The sequence below is a fragment of the Rothia sp. P5764 genome (assembly GCF_048512965.1).
Lineage (GTDB): Bacteria > Actinomycetota > Actinomycetes > Actinomycetales > Micrococcaceae > Rothia.
In genome coordinates, this window is record NZ_JBLXXQ010000006.1 from 133,928 (window position 1) to 156,625 (window position 22,698).

At 58.5% G+C, this 22,698-nt stretch carries 20 protein-coding genes; 4 read left to right on the forward strand and 16 right to left on the reverse strand.

From position 1 onward, the window contains the following. Positions 1 to 48: 48 nt before the first annotated feature. The 7 genes from cmk to ACN08Y_RS09330 all read right to left on the reverse strand — a co-directional run bounded on the left by cmk (position 49) and on the right by ACN08Y_RS09330 (position 7,932). On the reverse strand, positions 49 to 720 hold the full coding sequence (gene cmk, locus ACN08Y_RS09300; RefSeq protein WP_419112498.1) for a (d)CMP kinase: 672 nt from the start codon (positions 718 to 720) through the stop codon (positions 49 to 51). Between the two features lie 10 nt (positions 721 to 730). Further along, entirely contained in the window at positions 731 to 1,852 is a 1,122-nt protein-coding gene (locus ACN08Y_RS09305) for a prephenate dehydrogenase (protein ID WP_419112499.1), read from the reverse strand. After that, positions 1,852 to 2,901, reverse strand: coding sequence for a pseudouridine synthase (locus ACN08Y_RS09310; RefSeq protein ID WP_419112500.1), 1,050 nt, complete (start codon positions 2,899 to 2,901; stop codon positions 1,852 to 1,854). Before ACN08Y_RS09310 ends, ACN08Y_RS09305 begins: the two co-directional genes overlap by 1 nt. A gap of 41 nt (positions 2,902 to 2,942) precedes the next feature. Beyond that, a complete protein-coding gene (scpB, locus tag ACN08Y_RS09315) occupies positions 2,943 to 3,788 on the reverse strand; it encodes an SMC-Scp complex subunit ScpB (RefSeq protein ID WP_419112501.1) in 846 nt (281 codons plus the stop codon). Beyond that, positions 3,781 to 4,728, reverse strand: a complete 948-nt coding sequence (locus tag ACN08Y_RS09320) for a segregation and condensation protein A (protein WP_419112510.1) — start codon at positions 4,726 to 4,728, stop codon at positions 3,781 to 3,783. Before ACN08Y_RS09320 ends, scpB begins: the two co-directional genes overlap by 8 nt. A 204-nt stretch (positions 4,729 to 4,932) precedes the next feature. Next, positions 4,933 to 5,793 carry a ParA family protein gene (locus tag ACN08Y_RS09325; RefSeq protein WP_419100011.1) on the reverse strand — a complete coding sequence of 287 codons (861 nt, stop codon included), beginning with the start codon at positions 5,791 to 5,793 and terminating at the stop codon, positions 4,933 to 4,935. Positions 5,794 to 6,018: 225 nt separating this feature from the next. Next, positions 6,019 to 7,932: a propionyl-CoA synthetase gene (locus ACN08Y_RS09330; RefSeq protein WP_419112511.1), complete on the reverse strand. Its 1,914-nt coding sequence runs from the start codon at positions 7,930 to 7,932 to the stop codon at positions 6,019 to 6,021. Between the two features lie 244 nt (positions 7,933 to 8,176). On the opposite strand from ACN08Y_RS09330, the gene ACN08Y_RS09335 reads away from it, so the two are divergent. The 4 genes from ACN08Y_RS09335 (at position 8,177) to ACN08Y_RS09350 (ending at position 12,598) form a co-directional block, all read left to right on the forward strand. Continuing rightward, positions 8,177 to 8,890 carry a GntR family transcriptional regulator gene (locus ACN08Y_RS09335; protein ID WP_419112502.1) on the forward strand — a complete coding sequence of 238 codons (714 nt, stop codon included), beginning with the start codon at positions 8,177 to 8,179 and terminating at the stop codon, positions 8,888 to 8,890. 36 nt (positions 8,891 to 8,926) lie between these two features. Continuing rightward, entirely contained in the window at positions 8,927 to 10,444 is a 1,518-nt protein-coding gene (locus ACN08Y_RS09340) for an MmgE/PrpD family protein (protein ID WP_419112503.1), read from the forward strand. Beyond that, positions 10,444 to 11,364: a methylisocitrate lyase gene (prpB, locus tag ACN08Y_RS09345; protein WP_419100008.1), complete on the forward strand. Its 921-nt coding sequence runs from the start codon at positions 10,444 to 10,446 to the stop codon at positions 11,362 to 11,364. Before ACN08Y_RS09340 ends, prpB begins: the two co-directional genes overlap by 1 nt. Positions 11,365 to 11,464: 100 nt before the next feature. Beyond that, the gene (locus ACN08Y_RS09350) at positions 11,465 to 12,598 is read left to right on the forward strand and encodes a bifunctional 2-methylcitrate synthase/citrate synthase (RefSeq protein ID WP_419112504.1); all 1,134 of its coding nucleotides are present in this window, start codon (positions 11,465 to 11,467) and stop codon (positions 12,596 to 12,598) included. A 61-nt stretch (positions 12,599 to 12,659) separates the two neighbouring features. Here ACN08Y_RS09350 and ACN08Y_RS09355 read toward each other — a convergent pair whose 3' ends face one another. From ACN08Y_RS09355 to ACN08Y_RS09395, 9 genes are all read right to left on the reverse strand, one after another. Continuing rightward, positions 12,660 to 13,658 (reverse strand): site-specific tyrosine recombinase XerD, encoded by a 999-nt coding sequence (locus ACN08Y_RS09355; protein WP_419105416.1) that lies wholly within the window; start codon positions 13,656 to 13,658, stop codon positions 12,660 to 12,662. A 2-nt stretch (positions 13,659 to 13,660) separates the two neighbouring features. Further along, positions 13,661 to 14,404, reverse strand: a complete 744-nt coding sequence (locus ACN08Y_RS09360; RefSeq protein WP_419110683.1) for an NUDIX domain-containing protein — start codon at positions 14,402 to 14,404, stop codon at positions 13,661 to 13,663. A 204-nt stretch (positions 14,405 to 14,608) separates the two neighbouring features. Beyond that, on the reverse strand, positions 14,609 to 16,288 hold the full coding sequence (locus ACN08Y_RS09365) for a CTP synthase (RefSeq protein WP_419100115.1): 1,680 nt from the start codon (positions 16,286 to 16,288) through the stop codon (positions 14,609 to 14,611). Positions 16,289 to 16,486: 198 nt separating this feature from the next. Next, on the reverse strand, positions 16,487 to 18,193 hold the full coding sequence (gene recN / locus ACN08Y_RS09370) for a DNA repair protein RecN (protein ID WP_419112505.1): 1,707 nt from the start codon (positions 18,191 to 18,193) through the stop codon (positions 16,487 to 16,489). Positions 18,194 to 18,218: 25 nt separating this feature from the next. Continuing rightward, positions 18,219 to 19,202: an NAD kinase gene (locus ACN08Y_RS09375; protein ID WP_419100003.1), complete on the reverse strand. Its 984-nt coding sequence runs from the start codon at positions 19,200 to 19,202 to the stop codon at positions 18,219 to 18,221. Positions 19,203 to 19,295: 93 nt separating this feature from the next. Next, a complete protein-coding gene (locus ACN08Y_RS09380; RefSeq protein WP_419112506.1) occupies positions 19,296 to 20,036 on the reverse strand; it encodes a TlyA family RNA methyltransferase in 741 nt (246 codons plus the stop codon). A 1-nt stretch (position 20,037) separates the two neighbouring features. After that, entirely contained in the window at positions 20,038 to 20,244 is a 207-nt protein-coding gene (locus tag ACN08Y_RS09385; RefSeq protein WP_419105420.1) for a hypothetical protein, read from the reverse strand. After that, on the reverse strand, positions 20,237 to 21,226 hold the full coding sequence (locus ACN08Y_RS09390) for an HAD-IIA family hydrolase (RefSeq protein ID WP_419112507.1): 990 nt from the start codon (positions 21,224 to 21,226) through the stop codon (positions 20,237 to 20,239). Before ACN08Y_RS09390 ends, ACN08Y_RS09385 begins: the two co-directional genes overlap by 8 nt. Beyond that, entirely contained in the window at positions 21,226 to 22,473 is a 1,248-nt protein-coding gene (locus tag ACN08Y_RS09395) for a hypothetical protein (protein WP_419112508.1), read from the reverse strand. Before ACN08Y_RS09395 ends, ACN08Y_RS09390 begins: the two co-directional genes overlap by 1 nt. Positions 22,474 to 22,698 lie beyond the last annotated feature (225 nt).

Here is a 22,698-nt window from a genome sequence, read left to right on the forward strand (position 1 = left end):
GTGCATTGGTTGATAAGTCTAGTTGATGGAGTGGCAGTAGCCAGTGGTTTAGCGGCCTAGTTGCTGGTCAACTGCGGAAATAACGGCAGCAACAGTCTCTTCAAAGTTCAGCTCGGAGGAATCCACCAGGGTGACGCCGGCAGCTGCCTGGGTAAAGCTGGTGACCTGTGCGTCCTTTGCGTCACGGGCCGAGACCTGTGCGGCTAATTGTTCTTTATTTTGGGTACCGCCAAGCTGAAGGCCCCGGCGGGCCAAACGAACTTCTTCGCTAGCGGTCAGCAGGATTCGAGCATGGGCCTCGGGAGCAACAACGGTGGTGATGTCACGGCCTTCTGCGACCATGCCAGCCGGTGCCTGGGCAATAAAACTTCGTTGCAGGTCAATCAGAATCTGGCGTACGTCCCGGTTTGAGGCAACGGCAGAAACCGCCTCGGAGATTCGTGGTTCACGGATAGCATCGCGTACATCAATACCAGCGACCTGGATCACTTCCTGATCGGGGCTGGTGCCCTGAAGGTAGGGGAAGGCACGGGCGGCATCCACCAGGGCATCCGCATCTGAGGTGTCAACCTGCTGATCCAGGCAGTACCAGGTCAGGGCGCGGTACATGGCTCCGGTGTCAAGGTAGTCCAGGCCGTAGTGGCGGGCCACCGCCTTAGACACCGAAGATTTACCGGAGCCGGAAGGGCCGTCAATAGCAATAACGAGCTTCTCAGTCATGTGTTCTCCTTTATGTGACGACTTTCCAGCCGCGGCTGGTGAGGTCTTCAATCAGTTTTTCGTGTTCGTTGGGGTTGACCGATAGCTCAGCCATACCCACCTGAGCGCCGGGTGAATGTTCCAATCTGAGGTCTTCCAGGTTGACACCCAGTTCCCCGATCTCAGCCAGTAGCCGGGCAAGGGTACCTGGGGTGTCATCTACCAGCACGGTGAGCTGGGCAAAAGCGCCGGGTGATCCCCCGTGCTTACCCGGAATACGGGCAACGCCGTGGTTGCCTTCGCTGATCAGCTGGGCAATATCGAGGCGTGAGCCTGGCTCGGTGGGAGCTTCAAGAGTGGCAATCAGTCGCTCCAGGTCTTCTCGCACACCGTAGAGGCTCTGGACGACAGGTTGGGCGTTGGCCGCAAGAATCTGCACCCACAGGCCGGGATCGGAGGCCGCAATACGGGTGGTGTCCCTCAGGCCTTGACCAGCCAGCCCCAGGGCGTAGAGCGGGGTATCTTGTAAGCGGGAAGCTAGCAGTGAGGACATCACCTGGGGCACGTGTGAAATGAGGGCGACGGTTTGGTCATGTTCTACCACGTCAAGATGGGTAATGGTAGAGCCCAGCTCGGTTGCCACCTGCTGGGCAAGCTTGACCAGTTCGGGGCGCACCAGCGGGTGCTCGCACAGAACCCAGGGGCGGGCAGAGAACAGCTCGCCACGGGCGGCCACCGGGCCGGACTTTTCACGCCCAGCCATGGGGTGGGTGCCCAGGTAACGGCTAGAATCGGCCTTAGACGCCAGAACCCGGTCCAGGATTTCAGACTTCACCGAGGCAATATCGACGACGAAAGCCTTGGGATAACGGTTCAGCGCAGAGATGACCAGTTCTGCGGTCACGTCCGGGGGCGCGGCCACCACCACCAGTTGGGGTTCAAGGTCAGAGCCACTCCCCAGCTCTTGCCCTTCCAAGGAACGCAGGGAGAGCCCCGCTCCGATATCCTCGGCTACGGCTTCGGTTGTCGGCGAAATATCGCTGAGGTAGACCGTGTAGCCGTTCAGTCGCAGGCCCAAACCCACTGAGGCTCCCAGCAGACCGGTGCCGATGACCAGCACCGGCCCGTGCAGGTGAGAGTCAAAGCTACTCATTACATACCTACCGAAGCCAGCAGTTTGCCGATTTCAACCTTGGAGAGGTTACGGACGGTACCTTGCTTCTGCGAGCCGATGTGGATAGGTCCCATTTCTACGCGCACCAGCTTCTCCACGGGGTAGCCCACCTGCTCGAACATGCGGCGGATAATACGGTTTTTACCGGAGTGAATGGTAACTTCCACCAGAACGTGTCCGGGGGTTGAGTCCACCAGCTTGAACTCGTCCACGCGGGTCACACCATCTTCAAGACGCAGACCCTTCTTCATGGCCGCACCGATACCGGGTTCCATGGGGCCCGGCACCTGAACCAGGTAGGTCTTGGGAACCTCGTAGGAGGGGTGGGTCAGCCGGTTAGCCAGTTCACCGTCGTTGGTCAGCAAGAGCAGGCCCTCGGTTTCAACGTCCAGGCGGCCCACGTGGAAGACGCGTTCGGTCATGGAGGAACGCAAGAAGTTGCTGATGTTGGGGCGACCATCGGGATCATCCATAGCGGAGACGACGCCGGAGGGCTTATTTAGCACCATGTAGACCAGCTTGTCGTTGGTCTGGATTGTCATACCGTCAACCTGAATGGTCACAGCATCGGGGTTAACACGAACGCCCAGCTCGGTCACCGGTATATCGTCAACGGTGACGCGGCCTTCTTCAATCATTTCTTCGCACACGCGGCGGGAAGCGACACCGGCCTGAGCCATAACCTTTTGCAGGCGTACGCCCTCGTGGTCGTAGAAGGGGTAGTGATCTACGGGTGCGTTCTTGGGGCGACGGGGGCGGTGGGGGCCAAAGTTTTTGGTGCCACGATTAGCCGGGCGGAATTCGCCCATTTCCTTGGCGAAGGGGGTACCTGAACGGAACCTGGGGCCTTTGCCGGTTCCTGCCTTGCGGGGGCCACCGGGCGCACCGGGCTTAGCGCCACGGGCGTTCTTAGCACCAAAGCCTTTTTTACCGGCTGCCTTGCCTTTACCTGTACCCGGGCGGCCCGCGCCGGGGCGAGCGCCGCGTGAATTTGAGTTACCACGTGATGAATTATGTCCGTATGCCATCGTCTTGTATCTTCTTTCTGTCGTGTTCTGTCTTCGCCGTTTTAGCCGGCGTTTAGGTCAATGTTGTGGTGGTCGTTTACCTCTGCCGGGTCCGGCAGATAGGGGGCTAGAGCCGGGAGCTCATCGAGCGAGTTCAGCCCCAGTTTTTCAAGCAGGGTGTCGGTGGTGATGTACTGGGTAGCTCCGGTTTCGTCGGGTACTGTTTCGGCGATTAGGCCGCGGTGGAGCAGGTTGCGCACCGCCGCATCGACCGATACCCCTCGTACCTGAGCAAGATAGGAGCGGGTTGCCGGTTGCTGGTAGGCAATCACAGCTAGGGTCTCTAGGGCCGCCCTGGTGAGTTTGGTGCTCTGGGCACCCACCACGAAGCGCCCCACCCAGGGGGAAAAGTCCTGCCGGGAGTAGAGCCGCCAGCCCCCACCCACCTGGCGCAGCTCAAAGCCGCGTGGCTCGTGGACGGTTGTCCCATCGTCGTAACCCTTGTATTCGCGGTCCAGCTCATCGAGGGCTGTTTCCACGGCTCGTTCGGAGACGATCAGTGCGGCGGAAAACTCTCGTACGCTCACCGGCACATCGGCGACCGCCAAAATCGCTTCGATAGCCGCTTTGATGCCTCCGGGTTGGAGTTCCACCCGTGAGAAACCATCGGACGAAGCAGCCAGGACGGGTTCTTGCCGGTTTTTCCTTCTAGGGCTTGGGCTAGCTGTCTGCGGCGGTAAGGCTTCTTGGTCTTGGGGGGCTTCGGGGGTGGGAGTTTTCTTCCCTTGGACCTTATCCGCATCTGTTGTACCCTCGGCAGACTCGGGTGTGCTCTCCCCCGGGTCAAAGCTCCACGAGCCTGAGGTCAGGAGCCTCAGGTCATCATCGGTAAAGTCTGCACTACCCACGGTCTAACTCCTTCCCGTCAGCTGTTTGGCTACCACATTCTGTACCGGCTAATTCTGTGCTGTCATTCTCTGTGTCGTCATTTTCTGTTCCGTCATTTTCTGTGCCGTGGTTTCCAGCGCTGTCATTTTCTGGCTGGAGTTCCAGATATATAGGCCCCAGTGTTTCGGTCTGCTCTACCTGTAGCATCCCCTCCTTGTAGAGCTCCAGCACCGCAAGAAAACGCACCACCACAATCTCTACAGATGCGGTATCACGGCACAGATCAGTAAAGCTGATAGCTCCACCGGCTTGCCCCAGCCGCTCCAGAATCAGCGCTTCTTCCGCCGCAATAGTTGTTGCGGGCCGGTAGATATGATCGGTCTGTACCGTCTCCGGGAGCGGTTCTTGTTCTTGCCCCTTATCCAGCCGTAGGGCGCCGGCCGCAATACGGGCAAACTCCTCAGGGGTCAGGTCAAAAACAAGCTCCGGCAGTACCTTGGAGAACTTGGGTTCAAGGGTCACGGTACGGGCAAAACGCTGGGCTTCACCCGAGAATTTTTCATCGAACACCGCGGCTACCTCGCGGTAGGCGCGGTACTGAAGTAGACGAGCAAAGAGGAGGTCGCGGGCTTCTAAGAGTTCCGGGCTGGCCGCGAGCACGCGTTCGGGCTGCGGGAGTAACCGGGCTGTTTTAAGTTCAAGCAGGGTTGCCGCTGTTACCAAGAATTCACTGGCGGTATTAAGGGCAGCGTCACTGCCACTCTCAAAAGCGCTGTGAATGTAGTTGAGAAATTCGTCAGTGACCCGAGCTAGAGCGATGTCGGTAATATCCAGCTTGCGCCGGGAGATCAGGGTGAGTAGAAGGTCAAAAGGTCCTTCAAAGTTGCTCAGAGCCAGGGTAAAGGGCTCGGGGGGCCGAACCTGCGCAGGAGCGCTAGGGGCCTCTTGTGTCGGTACCATCACGGCAGCGATTCTCCATCCTTGGGGTCAAACCAGGTGCGCTCTCAGCCCTGTGCGGGGTAGGGGCACTCTTTCCATTGTCCCCTGCATGTTCCCGGCTTTCAAGGCCAGAGGGCAGAAAGTAGCCAAGGGCATAGAGAACGGGGCAGGTAGGGCTCATCGCCTAGCTTGTACCTACCCCGTTCTGTCCGCAGGTAACTCTGGTTAGGGTGCGCCGCCGCGGCTGATGAGCTCACGGGCAAGCTGACGGTAGGCCTCAGCGCCGGGGTGATTCGATGCGTAGGACAGAATAGGCTCAGCCGAAACGGTCGCATCGGGGAACTTAACGGTGCGCTTGATAACCGTATCAAAGACCCTATCGCCAAAGGCATCGATAATACGCGCCAGCACTTCTTTAGAGTGCAGGGTACGGGAATCGAACATGGTGGCTAGGACGCCATCAATTTCGAGCTTGGGGTTCAGGCGATCCTGAACCTTCTCAATCGAATCCACCAGCAGGGCCACCGCACGCAGGGCAAAGAACTCACAAATCAGAGGAATAATCACACCGTGGCTTGCGGTCAGGGCGTTGACGGTGAGCAGGCCCAGCGATGGTTGGCAGTCAATAAGAATGACGTCGTAGTCCTTCTCGACCTTGCGCAGTGCGCTGGCCAGTACCTGTTCACGAGCTACTTCGTTAACCAGCTGGACTTCTGCGGCTGAGAGGTCGATGTTAGCCGGTAGCAGGTCGATGTTCTCAAAGTCGGTGCTCTGGATAACGTCGCGAATCTCAACCTTACGGTCCATCATGACGTTGTATACGGTCAGGTCTAGCTCGTGGGGGTTAGCCCCAAAGCCCGCTGAAAGTGCTCCCTGCGGGTCAAAATCAACCAGCAGAACCTTGCGTCCTGCCTCGGCCAGGGCGGCGCCCAGGTTAATGGTGGAGGTAGTTTTACCCACACCACCTTTCTGGTTCACCATGGAGATAATACGGGCAGGCCCGTGGCTCGTCAGGGGCGCGGGATCCGGGTAGATGCGCAGGGGTCGGCCTGTGGGGCCAAGCTGCTCAGCTCCTGTTTCAGTCACTGTACGTCACCTTTTGCAGTTCGGTTATAAAAGACTTTTACCTAACAGTCTACTGGCTCAAAGGAGGGCAAGCACACACGGGGGCCTCTTCCTCCACACCAAAAGGGGGAACAGTGCCCCAGGGCAGCTGATAAATAAGGTTCTTTGGTCCTGGCTCCGCACAAAAAGGGGGGGTGCCCCCAACCGCCCGTATCAGGAGGAAGTCAGGAGCACCCCAGGCTGGGCTTAGCCCTTGATGATCTTGGCTATATCGTCAAGTACGCCCATGTCTTCAATGGTTGAGGGCACCTTGTATTCCTCACCATCGGCAATTTGGCGCATGGTCTTTCTCAGAATCTTGCCGGAGCGGGTCTTAGGCAGACCCTCAACGATTTTGACATCCTTGAAGTCAGCAACAGCGCCGATGTTTTCCCGCACGCTCGCAATCAGCTGGGCAGCTAGCTCTTCTTCGGTAATATCCACCCCGGCTTTGAGAACCACGTACCCAGCGGGTCGCTGGCCTTTGAGTGGGTCAGCAATACCGATGACGGCGCACTCGGCTACTGCTGGGTGCCCGGCAAGAACCTGTTCCATGGCACCGGTGGAGAGCCTGTGCCCCGAAACATTGATCACGTCGTCGGTTCTACCCATGACAAACACGTAGCCGTCTTGGTCAACATAGCCGGAGTCACCGGTGGCGTAGTAGCCTTCGAAGGCTTCGAGGTAGGAGGCGATGTAGCGGTCATCATCGCCCCACAGGGTGGGCAAGGTGCCGGGTGGGAGCGGTAGCTTAATAGCCAGGTTGCCTTCCTCCTCCGGCCCAACCGGCTCGCCCATGGGATCGAGCACCTGCAGGTTATAGCCGGGCGAGGGCACCGAGGGGGAACCGGGCTTGAGTGGGAGCGCTTCAAGCCCGCGCGGATTAGCCGCAATCGCCCAGCCGGTTTCGGTCTGCCACCAGTTATCAATCACGGGGACACCCAGTTTCTCGGTAGCCCAGTGGTAGGTTTCAGGGTCAAGCCTTTCGCCAGCCACAAACAGAAGCTCAAGGGAGGAAATATCGTAGGATCCCAGTAGCTCTGCTTCGGGGTCAGCTTTGCGGATAGCCCTCAGTGCGGTGGGCGCGGTGAAGAGTGACTTTACCCCTGCATCCTGAATAACTCGCCAGAAGGCACCGGCGTCAGGGGTACCCACAGGCTTGCCTTCATAAAGCACGGTTGTTGCACCGGCCAGCAGGGGCCCATAGACGATGTAGGAGTGGCCCACAACCCAGCCAACGTCCGAGGCGCACCACATGACCTCTTGCTTGCCAACGTCGTAGATATTCTTCATGGTCCAGGTCAGGGCAACGGCGTGGCCGCCGTTATCGCGCACTACGCCCTTAGGAGAGCCGGTCGTTCCCGAGGTGTAAAGGATGTACAGGGGGTCAGTTGCAGTGACGGGTACCGGCCCATGCGGGCTAGCCTGCTCTGTAGCCTTTCCCCAGTCCTGCCAGGTCACGTCCGTGCCTTGCTTCTGGGCGCGTACTGCGGCATCGTCTACCGAATGTTCAAAGCCTTCGCGGGCAAAGACAAAGACCGTGTGAGGCTTAGCTTCTGCTAGTTCCAGTGCTTTTTCAACTGCCGGGATGTATTCAATGTGACGGCGGGGTTCAATGCCGCCGGATGCGGTAAGTACCACGCCGGGTTGACAGTCATTGATACGACTGGCTAGTTCGTTGGGAGCAAAGCCACCAAAGACCACGGAGTGCACAGCGCCCAGCCGTGCCACAGCCAGCATGGCCACAGCAGCTTGCGGAATCATGGGCATGTAAATGAGGACGCGGTCCCCTTGAGCTACTCCAGCCGATGCGAGCGCTCCCGCCAGCTGTTCGACCTGCTCTTTGAGCTCGGCGTAAGTGATCTGTTGGCGGGTACCCAGCATGGCTGAGTCGTAAATAATAGCGGTTTGGTCACCCTTGCCCGCTTGGACATGCCTGTCTACAGCGTTGTAGCAGGTGTTGAGTTGCCCATCGGGGAACCAGCGGTAGATAGGTTCAGCTGAGCTATCCAGGGCTGTGTGCGGAGGACTATCCCAGTGGATGGCTTGCGCTTGGGTTAACCAGAAGCCCTCTGGGTTGTCGATACTGTCGCGGTAGGTTTCACTGTAGGTTGTCACCAGGGGCACTCCTTCAGGACTGTGGGACTGTTTGTTGTGGAGGTAAGTGACTCCAACCTAGTGCTGAGGGTCACACTTAAGCAAGAGTTTGTATACAAAAAATTGCCCTAGACCCAAAAATGACACAAATATTTCGCCATAAACCATATTTTTCAAACTTTATGTATACAAAATCCCCGGCGGTGTTTTAGAGTAATCCCATCTGCACACCAGTGCTAGAAGTCATAGTTGAGCTGGAGAGGTAGCCATGAAAGCAGGCGAGCTTGCCTATCAAAGTTTGCGTAGCAACATCATGGAGGGAATGCTGGCCCCCGGCTCTGTGATTGCTGAAGTCGAGCAGTCTGAACGGCTGGGAGTCTCACGCACCCCTGTCCGGGAAGCAATTTCCCGGCTCCTTGCTGAGGGGTTAGCTGAACCTGCCCCTGGGCGGGGCGTAATTGTTGCCCCAATTTCTCTGGCCAATGTCTACTCCCTCTTTGAATTGCGGACCAGCTTGGACTGTACTGCAGCAGCCCTAGCCGCCCGCCGCGGTAACCCTCTAACTTTCCGTCGGCTTGCCAGCGCCTTTGAGCAAGCTGCCCTTGAGCTACACCAAGGCAGTAGCCAGCTGGCCGAATACTATGCACTCGTTGATGAGCTTGACAGCGCAATCGACAGGGCTGCGGATAACCGCTACCTGCACCAGGCCCAAGCCTCCCTGCGAACCCAGCTGACCCGCATCCGCAAGCTCTCCAAGGCCAACCCTATTCGGCTGGCCCAAGCAGCTGAGGAACACGCGCAGATAGCCCGGTGCATCGCCTCAGGAGATCAGCAGTTAGCCGAGGCCGCCGTCCGGCTCCACCTGGCCAAGGCTCTCTATGCCATTGAGGAGGCGGCAAACTCACAAAACCAACAGATCCAGTTCGAGCAGTCCCCGCCTCAGCCTTCGACTATCACCGCAGGATCAGCCACCACAGCCTAAAACCAAGTAACCCACTGTTGTTGAAAGGATCATTCCATGACCGTTACACACGAAGTTCGTGTCTACCGTTCCGATGAGAACCTACCCCGCGAGGACCAGCTAGCCTATAAGCTCGCCCAGCTAGCAACCGACCCTGTTGAGGTGCTCCCCGAGGTTGAAGAGATGGTCATTAACCGCATCATCGATAATGCATCGGTGGCTATCGCTTCGCTCAATCGCGGCCCCATTATCTCTGCCCGCGACCAGGCGCTCACTCACGCCCACTCCCCCAACGGTAGCGGCGCGACAATTTTTGGTGTCCCCGCCACGACCAAGGTTTCCCCCGAGTGGGCAGCCTGGGCCAACGGTGTTGCCGTGCGCGAGCTGGACTACCACGACACTTTCCTGGCTGCTGAGTATTCCCACCCCGGCGACAACATTCCGCCCATACTGGCTGTTGCCCAGCACACCGGTCGCAGCGGGTACGACCTTATTCGTGGCATCGCTACCGGCTACGAAGTTCAGGTAGACCTGGTCAAAGCAATCTGCCTGCACAAGCACAAGATTGACCACGTTGCCCACATCGGCCCCTCCGCTGCCGCAGGAATCGGTACCCTTCTGGGGCTGGATACCGAGACTATCTTCCAGGCCATTGGCCAGGGTTTGCACACCACCACCGCTACCCGCCAGTCACGTAAGGGCGAGATTTCTACCTGGAAAGCCCACGCTCCTGCTTTCGCCGGAAAAATGGCTGTTGAAGCTGTTGACCGTGCCATGCGCGGGCAGACCTCCCCGGTTCCCATTTACGAGGGTGAAGACGGCGTGATTGCCTGGATGCTAGATGGCCCCGATGCCCGTTACCAGGTTCCGCTCCCCGCACCCGGTGAGCCCAAGCGCGCTATCTTGGATACCTACACCAAGGAACACTCCGCCGAGTACCAGGCCCAGGCCTGGATCGATTTGGCTCGCAAGCTCCACAAGGAACACCCGGAACTTACCGACCCGCAAAATGTTGAGTCCATTGTTCTGCATACCTCACACCACACCCACTACGTCATTGGCTCAGGCGCTAACGACCCGCAGAAGTACGACCCCAGCGCAACCCGCGAAACCCTTGACCATTCGATTCCCTACATCTTTACCGTCATGCTCCAGGACGGCCAATGGGATCACCTAGCCTCCTACGCCCCCGAAAGGGCCCAGCGCCCCGACACCGTAGAGCTCTGGCACAAGGTCACCACCGCAGAAGATGCTGAGTGGACCCGCCGCTACCACTCCAAGGACCCGGCAGAAAAGGCCTTTGGCGGGCGTGCAGAAATCAAGCTAACCAACGGTGAAACCCTGATTGAGGAAATCGCGGTAGCCGACGCTCACCCGCTCGGAGCCCGCCCCTTCGCTCGCGCCGACTATATCAAGAAGTTCCGTACCCTAGCCGCAGGTCAAGTCTCTGAGGAGGAGCAGGACCGCTTCCTCACCGCCGTAGAAAACCTGGCCCAGCTAGGTGCCGGTGAACTTGATGCCCTCAACATCACCGCCTCCCTTGACCTTCAAACCGGTGCGAAAGGTATCTTCTAATGCTTTACTCATCGAAAACCGCCACTCAAAAACGCCAGGATTTGCGCGCCATGCTGGCAAGCAACCAGATTCGCCAGTTCCCGGGAACCTACACCCCTCTCTCAGCCCGCCTGATTGAAGAGAAGAACTTTGACGGCATCTACATCTCCGGTGCAGTGCTGGCCAATGAGCTAGGTTTTCCCGACGTCGGGCTGACCACTCTGACCGAGGTCGCTCAGAGGGCCGGGCAGATTGCCCGCGTCACCAACCTACCGGCTATCGTCGATGCTGACACCGGTTTTGGCGAACCCATGAACGTGGCCCGAACTATCCAAGAGTTCGAGGAACACGGGCTGGCCGGTTGCCATATTGAGGATCAGTTCAACCCCAAGCGGTGCGGCCACCTGGATAACAAGAACATGGTTGACCTGGAAACCGCGACCAAGCGAATCCGGGCGGCAGCCGAAGCCCGCAGGGACGAGAACTTCCTGATTATGGCCCGGACCGACCTGCGTGGCACCTCTTCACTGGCAGAGACCATCGACCGCATCAAGGCCCTGGTCGATGCCGGCGCCGATGCAATCTTCCCCGAGGCCATGAAGAACCTGGACGAGTTCAAGGCTGTCTGCGATGCCGTCCAGGTGCCGGTCTTGGCCAATATGACCGAGTTCGGGAAGAGCCAGCTCTACACCAAAGACCAGCTTGCTCAAGCCGGTATTTCTCTCATTATCTACCCGGTTACTCTGCTCCGCTCCTCACTGGGGGCCATGGAACGGGTACTGGAAACCATCGAATCCGATGGAACCCAAGAAGCCGCTGTAGACCAGATGCTCACCCGTTCGCGTCTCTACGAACTGGTCGATTACGAAGGCTACAACCACTTTGATACCGGCATCTTCAATTTCGAGGTACCCGGAAAATTTGGGGAATCAACGAACTAACCCCGCCTCAGGGCAGGGGTCGGGTAGTTTTTGCTCGGCCCCTGCCCAGACCAAACATAGTTCGGGTGCATCGTTTCACCCCATCACAAGGAGATACACCATGACTGACAAAGACGTCGCTAAGGGTCTTGCCGGTGTTGTTGCCGACTACACCGCGATCTCAAAGGTCAATGCCCAAACCAACTCCCTGCTCTATCGCGGCTACCCCGTCCAAGAACTTGCTACTCTTCCTTTTGAGCAGGTAGCCCTGCTTCTCTGGAACGGCGAGCTACCCACCGATGAACAGCTTGCAGAGTTCACCGCTTTTGAACGCTCCCACCGAGCACTGCCACCGGCCCTCAAAGCTGTTATCGATGCTCTGCCTCTGGACTGTCACCCCATGGACGTGTGCCGCACAGCCGTCTCTTTCCTGGGGGCCTGCCACCCGGAGAGCGAAGATTCAGCCCCTGAGGCTGAGCTGGGCAAAGCCTGGGAGCTTTTTGCGGTCATGCCCGCTGTGGTCTGCTACGACCAGCGCCGCCGACGAGGTCAGGAACTCCTTGAGCCCCGCGATGATCTGGACTACTGCGATAATTTCCTCTACATGGCCTTTGGCCAGGTCCCGGCCCCCGAAGTCAAAACCGCCTTCAACGTCTCGATGGTCATGTACGCCGAGCACTCTTTCAACGCTTCCACCTTCACAGCCCGCGTGATTACATCGTCCCTGGCTGATCTGCACTCAGCTGTCACCGGCGCAATCGGAGCCCTCAAGGGTCCCCTGCACGGCGGCGCTAACGAGGCAGTTCAGCACACCTTCGATGAAATCGGTGTCATTGCTGGCGAGTCCCAGGCCGCTGCCAAGGCACGTGCCAAGGAATGGATGGAGGCCGCTCTGGCCCAGAAAAAGAAGATTATGGGCTTTGGCCACCGCGTCTACAAGAACGGAGATTCCCGCGTACCCACCATGCAGAAATCGTTCTTTGACATGGTGCAGTACTATGACCGCTCAGATGTCATTGGCCTCTACCAGGGCCTGGCAGAAGCAATGGACGAGGCAAAGGGGATCAAGCCCAATCTGGACTACCCCGCTGGGCCTACCTACCATCTGATGGGCTTTGATACCCCCACCTTTACCCCCATCTTTGTGGCCTCCCGACTGACCGGGTGGACCGCCCACATTCTGGAGCAGCGAGCCGATAACTCACTGATTAGGCCGCTCTCAGCCTACCGGGGTGTCGATGAGCGCCACCTCTAAACCCGCACCATAGCCCGCCGACCTGCCCGGGAGCTAGTTATAGCGCCCGGGCAGGTGCCTTTTATCGGGCACGCGGGTGACTGGCGGCAAAAACTTCACGCAGGGTATCTGCGGTGACCTTGGTGTAGACCTGGGTGGTGGTCACGGAGGCATGCCCCAGAAGCTCTTGTACCACCCTGATATCTGCCCCGCCTTCAAGCAGGTGAGTGGCAAATGAGTGCCGCAGGGTGTGCGGTGAAATCTCGGCCCGAATTTTTACTCTTTGGGCGTGCTTCTTGAGGACCAGGTAGGCCCCCTGCCGGGTTATCCGCGCGCCGTCCCGCCCATTCAGGAACAGGGCAGGGGTGCCCTTACCCTTAGCAGCCAGGGCGGGTCTGCCGCGCACCAGGTAGTCTTCAATGGCTCTGCTTGCATAAGAGCCCACCGGCACCACCCGTTCTTTACTGCCCTTACCAAACAGGCGCACCACAGCGGGCAGGGCTGAGTCTGACTGGTTTCGGTCTATCACAACATCATCGAGGTCCACGTTGATGGCTTCGCTAATGCGGGCCCCGGTGGAGTAGAGAAACTCCAGGAGTGCCCTATCCCGTAGCCCCGCAGGCGTGGCCGGGTCAGGGCTTTCCAGTAAACGTGTAATGTCGCTCAGCGGTACCGCTTTGGGGAGCCGGGCACCCGGTGTGGGTGGCCGCACGGTAGAGGCAGCGTTAGTGGCTGTCATGGCCTCAAGCAACCAAAATTTGTGAGCGCCTCTGACAGCACTAATCACCCGGGCGATAGACCTCTGGGATAGCGGATTCCCGCCCCCAGCAGGTGGAGTGGCACAATCAGCGACAAAGTCACGCACGTGCTTTTTGGTGATGTTCTTGGGGTCGATAATTCCGACGCTATCAAGGTAAACACTGTAGCGGATTAGGTCTCGCCGGTAGGAGGCCAGCGTGTTGGCGGCCAGGCCACGCTCAATGGCCAGGTGGTTGAGGTAGGCCTCCACCGCCTGGTCGAGTGGGGTCAGCGCTTCTGGCTCCTTGCGCGTTCTTCCCCCCAGGTTGCGGGGTTGCTCCATGCCTAGAGGCCCTCTGCCGGTCGGATCTCACCGCGATAGTTAGGCTCGCGCAGGGCTGGGTGGGCGGTGAAAGGAGCATCGGTGGAGTATAGGGTTTCAAAGTTCCGCCGGGCCGCTGCATCCAGCGCCAGGATAGCATTAGTTGAGGCCGCGTTGTGGATACGTCCGGCGAGGACAGCCTCCACGGCTTGGTCCAGAGGCACCCAGCGCAGCACGATTTCTGACTCCTCGTGGACGCGGTCTTCGCGCTCTTCGGCGGGAATCTGACTCAGGTTCCGGGCCAGGTAGATGCGGCAGGTCTCCCCCATACCCCCGGGCGAGTTGTAGAACTCCATGAGGGTGTCCCACCGTTCAGCACGAAGGTCTGTTTCTTCAGCCAACTCACGGGCGGCGGCTTCAAGCGGTGGCTCACCGTCAATATCGAGCAGGCCCGCCGGGATTTCCCACAGGTTAGCCCTCACGGGATGACGGTACTGGTTAATGAGGAGCACTTCCTTAAGGTCATTGAGTGCAATCACAGCCACCGCCCCGGGGTGGAGCAAGAAGTCCCGTTCAAAGGGAGTATCGCCAGGAGTCAGTGCAATTCCTTCGCGTACAACATCCCAGACATACCCCTCAAATTTGGTCGTACGACTGGTGACATAACGGGGGTTAGCAATATCCGCAATGCCCTCCTGCCCGGCTGCGAGCGCAGCGGCATCGATCCGGTCAGCTGTTCCGATGTCATAGTTAAGGTTCTTTTGCATGGGTCTGCCCTTCTGCCGTGTTCAACCCGTTTTGTTCTCTTCAACCCTACCCGGTCGGTGGCACCGACCCAAGGGCGGGTCCAGCTGGGTTCTTTTGAAAGCAGTCCCTGGTAGCGGGATATGTTCTGCAAGGCTCAAGGCCCCGGCTATTTTCTGGGGAAAAAATAACCGGGGCCTCTTCTAGTACCTAGGCAAGAGTGGCAGTTAGGCCTTGCGTGCTTGCAGCGCCGCCTTTATCAGCCCGGAAAAGAGCGGGTGCGGCTTGGTCGGGCGTGAACGGTACTCGGGGTGAGCCTGAGTTGCGATGTAGTAGGGGTGCTCGCTAACAGGTAGTTCTACGAACTCAACCAGGGAGGAATCCGGGGAGGTACCCGAAATAACTAGACCTGCTTCTTCAAGCTGGGCGCGGTAGTCGTTGTTGACTTCGTAACGGTGGCGGTGACGTTCCGACACTTCGGTCGCACCGTAGACGCTAGCAGCCAGGGAGCCCTCAGCCAGGTGCGCAGGGTAAAGGCCCAGGCGCATGGTTCCACCCAGGTCGCCTGCACCCTCAACGTAGGCTTTCTGCTCTTCAATGGTGGCAATCAGGGGTGAGGCAGTCTCGGGGTCAAACTCGGTGGATGATGCATCGGTAATGCCCAGGACGTTGCGCGCATACTCTAGGACCATGGACTGGAGGCCTAAGCAGATACCTAGGGTGGGAATCTTGTTCTGGCGGGCATGACGCAGGGCACCGATCTTGCCATCCAGGCCACGGATACCGAAGCCACCGGGTACGAGCACAGCGTCTATGCCGCGAAGCTGATGGGCGGCGTCCTCGGGGCTTGAGCAGAGGTCTGCGGCTACCCACTTGATGTTTACCTTGGCGTCGTTAGCGAAGCCACCGGCACGCAGGGCCTCAGTCACCGACAGGTAAGCGTCGGGCAGGTCAATGTACTTACCAACCAGCGCGACGTGGACCTCGGTCTTGGGGGTGTGTACCGCGCTCAGCAGCTTATCCCACTGGGTGAAGTCAAGGGGCTGAGCTTCGATGCCCAGGTAGTCCAAGATGTAGGTGTCCAGCTTCTGGCTGTGCAGGGTCTTGGGAATGTCATAGATGCTGGGCGCATCGGCGCAGGAGATAACGGCCTCGGGTTCTACGTCGCAGGCGTTACCAATCTTGACCTTGTGCGATTCGGGAACTTCGCGTTCACAGCGCAGAATCAGGCCGTCGGGAATGATGCCCAGGCCGCGCAGGGCCGCAACAGAGTGCTGGGTGGGCTTGGTTTTTAGTTCGCCGGAGGGCCCGATAAAGGGCACCAGCGATACGTGCAGGAAGAAGACGTTACGGCGGCCCAGATCGCGGCGGACCTGGCGTGCGGCTTCGAGGAAGGGCAGCGATTCGATATCACCTACAGTGCCGCCAATTTCGGTGATGATGATGTCGGGGGCGTTCTCGTCTTCAGCAGGCAGACGCATGCGGCGTTTAATTTCGTCAGTGATGTGCGGGATAACCTGTACGGTGTCGCCCAGGTATTCGCCGCGGCGTTCCTTGGCGATCACGTGGGAGTAGACCTGGCCGGTTGTGACGTTAGCGGACTGGCTGAGATTTTCGTCTAGGAACCGCTCATAGTGACCGATATCGAGGTCGGTTTCAGCGCCGTCGTCGGTCACAAAGACTTCACCGTGCTGGAAGGGGTTCATGGTGCCGGGGTCGACGTTGAGATAGGGGTCAAGCTTCTGCATGGTCACAGAAAGACCACGGGAGCGGAGGAGCCGGCCTAGAGATGAGGCGGAAAGGCCTTTGCCGAGAGATGATGCCACGCCACCGGTCACGAAGATCTGGCGGGTGACTTTACCGTTGTTTGATGTCTGAGTATCTACCACGGAATTCCAGCTTATCACCACTTTGGCCTGAATGGTTTCGCGGGACTTATCTTTATGTAAAATCACGTTTTCCCGTTCAGGAAAATCCGCGAAAACCGCACTAAGAAGAGCGGTTAAGGCGGATATTTTGTGGCCTCTACCCTGGCTGACTGCCAGCAATCTCTCGTAGCAGTTCATTGTTCCTGCAGCTAAAGTTCTGAGGCCGGTACTCTCCTTTTAAAGCTGGCCAGCGTTCTGTAGTAGCTCGCGGGCGTGTTCTTGTGCGGCCGCCGATTGGTCGTGTCCAGAGAGCATACGGGCAAGTTCCACTACCCGCTCCTCGGACGAAAGTACCTGGACCTTAGAGAGGGAACCGTCATCGTTTTTACGCACCAGAATGTGTTGGTCGGCAAAGGCCGCGACCTGGGGCAGGTGGGTAACCACCAGTACCTGCACGTTCTTGGCAAGCATGGCAAGGCGACGGCCGATCTCGATAGCGGCTTTACCGCCCACGCCTGAGTCCACCTCGTCAAAGATAAAGGTGGGTACGGGGTCTACCTCAGAGAGTACAACTTCTAGTGCCAGCATGACACGGGAGAGCTCACCGCCCGAGGCCCCCTTACCCAGCGGCCTGGGAACAGCCTGCCGGTGGGGAGCCAGCATAAAGGTCACGGAGTCTTTGCCAAACCGGTGGAACTTCTCGGTTTCTTCTACCTGCACGACCAGTGAGGCGTTGGGCATGGCCAGAGCTGTCAGTTCTTCGCTCACCGCCAGGGCCAGCTTACGGGCGGCCTTGGACCGTAGCTCAGTGAGTTGGCTAGCCTGATTCCCCAGCGTTTCACGGAGCTGGCGGAGTTCGCTCTCCAAAGCCTCTTGGCGGGCCGGGTCATCGGTGAGAGTTGCAAGTCGGGCGCGTGATTCCTCAGCCCAGGCAAGGACCTCAGCAATATCGGCCCCATATTTGCGGGTCAGGGTTTTGAGCGCGGCACGGCGGTTCTCTACCTCGGCCAAGCGCTCGGGGCCTTCGCTATCTAACCCAGAAGTGTAGGCGGAGATTTCCTCGGCAATATCGGTGACATGAATCAGAGCCTCGTTCAAACGCCCTGCTAGCGAGGCTAAATCTGCGTCAGCTTCAGCCTCAGCGGCCAGGGCAGACCGGGCCGCATCGAGCAGTCCCAGCACATTTGGGGCATCGGCGTCTGCGTACTCACTGCCGGCCAGAGCTCTTGATGCTGTGCTTGCGGCCAGCCGCAAAGACTCCACATTGGTTAGCTTCTGGCTCTCAATTCTTAGGGCTTCGTCTTCGCCGTCGGTAGGCGCGACCGAATCGATTTCGGCAAGTGCACCTTGAAGGGTCTGAGCTTCGAGAGCACGCGCCCTGGTGTTTTCGCGGACGTCACGCAGTTCTCCGGCGGCCTTGCGGTAGCGCTCATAGTTGAGTGTATAGCTTGCTAAGAGCTTTTCCAGTTTCTTACCGGCATAAGCATCTAGGGCAGCCCGCTGTTCGGCGGCATCTTTAAGCCGTAGTTGGTCTGACTGACCATGGACCGCGACCAGGGTGTGCCCAATATCAGCCAGCGTCCCGATAGGGGCAGAAACCCCACCAACGTGAGCGCGAGAACGCCCCGTGGCGCTCACGGTTCGGGCTAGCAGTAACTCCGAGCTACCGCCGTCGAGCTCTTCGACCGCTCCCCCAGCTTCTTCTGCCAGGTGGAGGGCTCGGTGCCCCTGTGGCAGACGGATAACGGCTTCAGCCAACGCATTTTTTGCACCGTTGCGCACGCTAGAAGCATCGGAACGAGCGCCCAGAAGCATGCCGAGGGCGGTCACGACCATGGTCTTACCGGCACCGGTTTCGCCGGTGAGCACCGAGAACCCCGGTTCAAGGGGTAGGCGAGCATCGGTGATCACGCCTAAGTCACGCAGATGGATTTCTTCAATCACGGGTGTGCATCTCTTCCGGGTATAGTTACTGAGCGCTGACTTGGGGCAGTGTACTGGTGGCCGGGCCCAGGGAATGGGGGCCACGCCAGCCGGCGATAGGCAGTTCAAATTTTTTGACCAGGCGCTCCGAGAAAGGCGCCGGGTGCATACGGGCCAAACGTACCGGCTTAGCAGAGCGGGTTACTTCAACGCGGGCACCCGGGGGCAGGTCGCTGGTTCGGCGGCCGTCGCACCAGAGCACGCCCTCAGCACCGTTGGTGGATACCAGCTCCACGGCCATCATGGAGGTGGGCGCGGTAACTAGGGGGCGGGCAAAGAGCGCGTGAGCCGATAGGGGAACCATCAGCATAGCTTCAACGCTGGGCCAAACCACGGGTCCACCACCGGAGAAGGCGTAGGCGGTGGAGCCTGTTGGCGTTGCGAGCACCACGCCATCACAGCCAAATGACGAGAGTGGGCGGCGGTCCACTTCAACGACTACTTCGATCATTTTTTCGCGGTTGCCCTTTTCAACGCTGGCCTCGTTGAGGGCCCAGGTATCAAGGATCTTAGTTCGCCCGTCCCACACTTTGACGTCAATAGCCATGCGTTCTTCAACGGTGTAGGCACCGGATACGACACGTTCAATCGTCTCGGCGAGGTCTACTTCTTCGGCTTCGGCCAGGAAGCCAACATGGCCGAGGTTAACGCCGATCAGAGGAATCTGGGTATGCCGAATCATCTCGGCAGCTCGCAGAATTGAGCCATCACCGCCTAAGACCATGCCAAGCTCAATGTCTTTGAGAGCCACGCTTTCGTGGGCTACCGCTACAGGTACGGGGTTCTCCCACTTTTCAGTCAGAGCCTCTAAGTCGGCACGGTTCATTACGGGAACCAGGCCGGCTTGGTAGAGCTGGGTACAGGTTGCGCGGGCGGCATCACGGGCCTCAAGACGACCGGTGTGGGCAAAGACCAGTATCTTGCGTTCACCGGCCAGGGGCTTGGGAGCTGAGTTTGCTGTTTCCTTCACCTTTTTAGGCTAACTGACAGCCCGAGGTTTTAGGGGCTTTTAAGCCCGGCAACACACATTTTTTCGAATATTTATTCGATTCCTGGTGTCAGGTTAGTATTCTAGAGGCTTACGGCACCAGAGGAAGAACTCCACATTACCGTCCTGCCCGGGCAGAGGGCTGGTTTCTTCCCCAAGAACTTCCAGACCCACAGCTTGAGCTGAGGCGCGGACACGGGCCACTGCTTCGGCTCGCGCGGCTGGGTCTGTTACGACACCACCTTTGCCAATGCGCGCTGGTCCTACCTCAAACTGGGGTTTGACCATCAGGAGCAGGTCACCGCCAGCAGCGGTTGCTCCTGCCAGCGGCCCAAGAACCTTAGTCAGGGAAATAAAGCTGAGGTCAGATACTGTGAGGTCCACCTGCCCGCCAATATCTTCAGGGCTCATGTGGCGCACGTTCATTCCCTCATAGACGGCAACATCCGGGTGGTTACGTATCTCAGGAACAAGCTGGTCGTGGCCTACGTCCACCGCGGCAACCCACGATGCCCCCCGGCGCAGCAAAACATCGGTGAAGCCGCCGGTCGAAGCACCTGCGTCAAGGCAGCGCTTACCTACTACGGTCAGCCTGGGGAAAGCATCGAGAGCACCGGCAAGCTTGTGTCCAGCTCGGCTGACGTACTCGGTGAGCTCGCTCCTGCGGACGCTGACCGTATCAGCTTCGTGCACCTTGTGGGAGGCTTTCTGCACGGTTTGCCCGTTGACGCTAATGTGCCCGGCGTTAATCATTTTGACAGCCAGGGTGCGTGAACGGGTGATGCCTGCTTGTACCATGTACTGGTCTAGCCGCACGCTACAGTTCCTTGCTCTCTGGTGCCCCGTGCTTATCCAGCTCGTCTTGCAGGCTCTGGACCAGGCGGCTTAACCGCTCGATACGTTCGGTGGGGTCGCAGGCAAGAGTCGCGGCAAGTTCTGCCTCAAACTCAGGGTCTAGGCTCACATCGGTCGTCGAGTCTTTAGTCGAATCGGCAGATATTGTTTCGTCCTGGAGTTTAGCCACGGTGTATATCCTTGGGGGAAGTGGGTTCACTCGCATGGGGGTGCTTGGCCCACCATGCCGCGCAGGCTACTCGCCAGCTATCGAGGTCGCTCCCCTGCCCCTGCAGGTGAATTTCCTCATCTCTTGCTAGAGCGGTCCAGCCAGCGCCTCGAGCCTCAATGCCGGTTTCGGTTTCTTGAAGCTGGATATGGGGGTAGGTCTCAAAGAAGCCGTTGAGGTCTTCCAAGATATAGGTTGGGCGTTCTCCTGGGATGGCGGCCAGAATGGTCTGGAAGGTCTCAACACCGGTCATCACAACAGCGGTTGCCATACCCGCTCGGTTACCGCCTTGGATGTCAGTGTCCAGGCGGTCCCCTACTACTAGGGGCTTGTGGGCGCCGAGTTTCTGGGCAGCTGTTTCAAAGATGGGGGTCTCGGGTTTACCGGCGACCAGGGGCTTGCGTCCGGTGGCTCTTGCTACCGCTGCAACCAGTGTGCCGTTGCCGGGAGCAAAACCGCGTTCTTTAGGGATAGTGAAGTCGGTATTAGATGCCACCCAGAGCACCGAATGATCAGCAAGGGTGTAGGAGGCCTCAGCCAGGTCTTCCCAGCACATCTTGGGGTTGAAACCCTGGGCCACGGCAAGGGGTTGATCGGCCTGGCTGGTCACGGGCCTTAGACCCTCTGCAGCTACACAATCTGCTAGAGCCTGTGCACCGGTAATTAGAACCTTAGAGCCTGCCGGTAGCTGGGTAGCCAGTAGGTGAGCGGCTGCCTGGGCTGAGCTGACCACGTGATCAGCATCGGTTTTGACTCCTAGCTCAACCAGGTGGTCGGCAACTGTTTGCACGCTACGGGAGGCATTGTTGGTGACAAATGCAAGGGCGATGCCCTGCTCCTGGGCGCGGTTAAGCGCTTGGGGTGCTCCCTCAATGGCGTAGGGGCCAGCGTAAACTACGCCATCAAGGTCGGACAGGATAGCGTCGTATGCGGCTAGCAGCATTAGGCTTCGTCCTCTATGGGCGCTTCATGGTCAGCGGAGACTTGGTGGAGGTTTTCCTCTTCAGCCTCTTCTTCACTGACCACGGCTTCAGCTGTGGTGAGCCCTTCTTGAGCGTCATCAAGGCCGGCTACTGAGTCTTCTGCTTGGCTAGTTTCCTGATCGGAAGGTGCCGATTCCTGGCTCTGGGCTTCAGCGGCTTCAAGGTCTACTGAAACTTCCTCAGGTTCAAGCAAATCTTCTTCGGTGAAGATGTCAAAGATTTCGGGCTCCACGAAGTCTCCCTGGCCCAGTGCGGCCTCAGTCATGAGCGCTAGACGGGCCCAGCGGGCCGCTTCTTTGGTTCGGCCATCCTGCTGCAGCAGTTCAGCGTAAGCCTTGAATAGGCGGGGTGAGTAGTCATAGCCGCGCTTGGGGTTAAGCTCGGGAATTTCGAGTGCAGAGATAGCCTTTGAGAGTTCGCCCCGGTCAAGGTAGATACCGGAGACAACAATTGCTACCTCTGAACGTACGGCTGCGGGTACTTCCTCTTGGTTGGCCTCATCGGCCAAGGTAAGTGCCTTATCAACCCTACCCAGGGCGCGTTCGCAGTCCACTAGCAGGGCAAGGTGGTCATGAGAACCGGAGATACGGCGGTGGGTGCGGAGCTCACGCAGGGCAAGCCCAAAGTTTTCTGCTGCGTAGGCGGCAATGCCTACGACTTCGCGGACGACGCCGATACGGCCTGCTCGTTTAGAGGCAGCGATCGCGTGTTCGAGTGCGAAGTCGGGGTCAATATCGAGGTAACGCCCAACCATGACCAGGTGCTTAGCTACGGTCTCTGCGTTCTGGGCTTCGAGCTGGCGTAGAGCACGCAGAGTCCAGTTCTCTAGCTCTTTCCCGGTAACGTCTGTGTCAATCTCGGGTGCCTTCTTGGAAGGCCTGTAGTCGGTTTTTTCAGCCTCTCGGTCCTTGTAGCCTTGCTTCCTATCGCGGTCAAAGTCACGGCGGGGGCCGTTGGAGTTGCGATCTTTGGAGAATCTGTCCTTCCTTGGACCGTTGGAGTTGCGGTCGTCGTAGCGCTTTCCGCCACGCTGTGAGTCAAAGGGTTTCTTCTTCTCGCCGCGGAAGGGGCTCTCACCCTCCTGCTTGCGGTAGCCGCCTTCGGTGCGGTCTCCGTAGCTACGTTTACTGTTAGAGGAGTTCTGGGGCCTGCTCTTCTTGTATCCACCTCGGTTAGATTCTGAGTGGTTGCGTGAGTAATCAGCCAAGTGTTCTCCTCTATAGTGTTCTGTTATCAGGGCTAACTGTCTTGCCCTGTGCTGGACGCTGGCTTCTAGTTTATCGGGCTTAGTATCTACTTGCGTAGTGGGGTAGACAGGTTTGGGGTGCGTTTTCAGGCACATCCGCTGTCAAGATAGAGCTTGGGTATAGCTGGACACTGTTTTCTTATTAAACAAAAAGGGGGGGTGAGGTCACCAAACCCCACCCCCCCA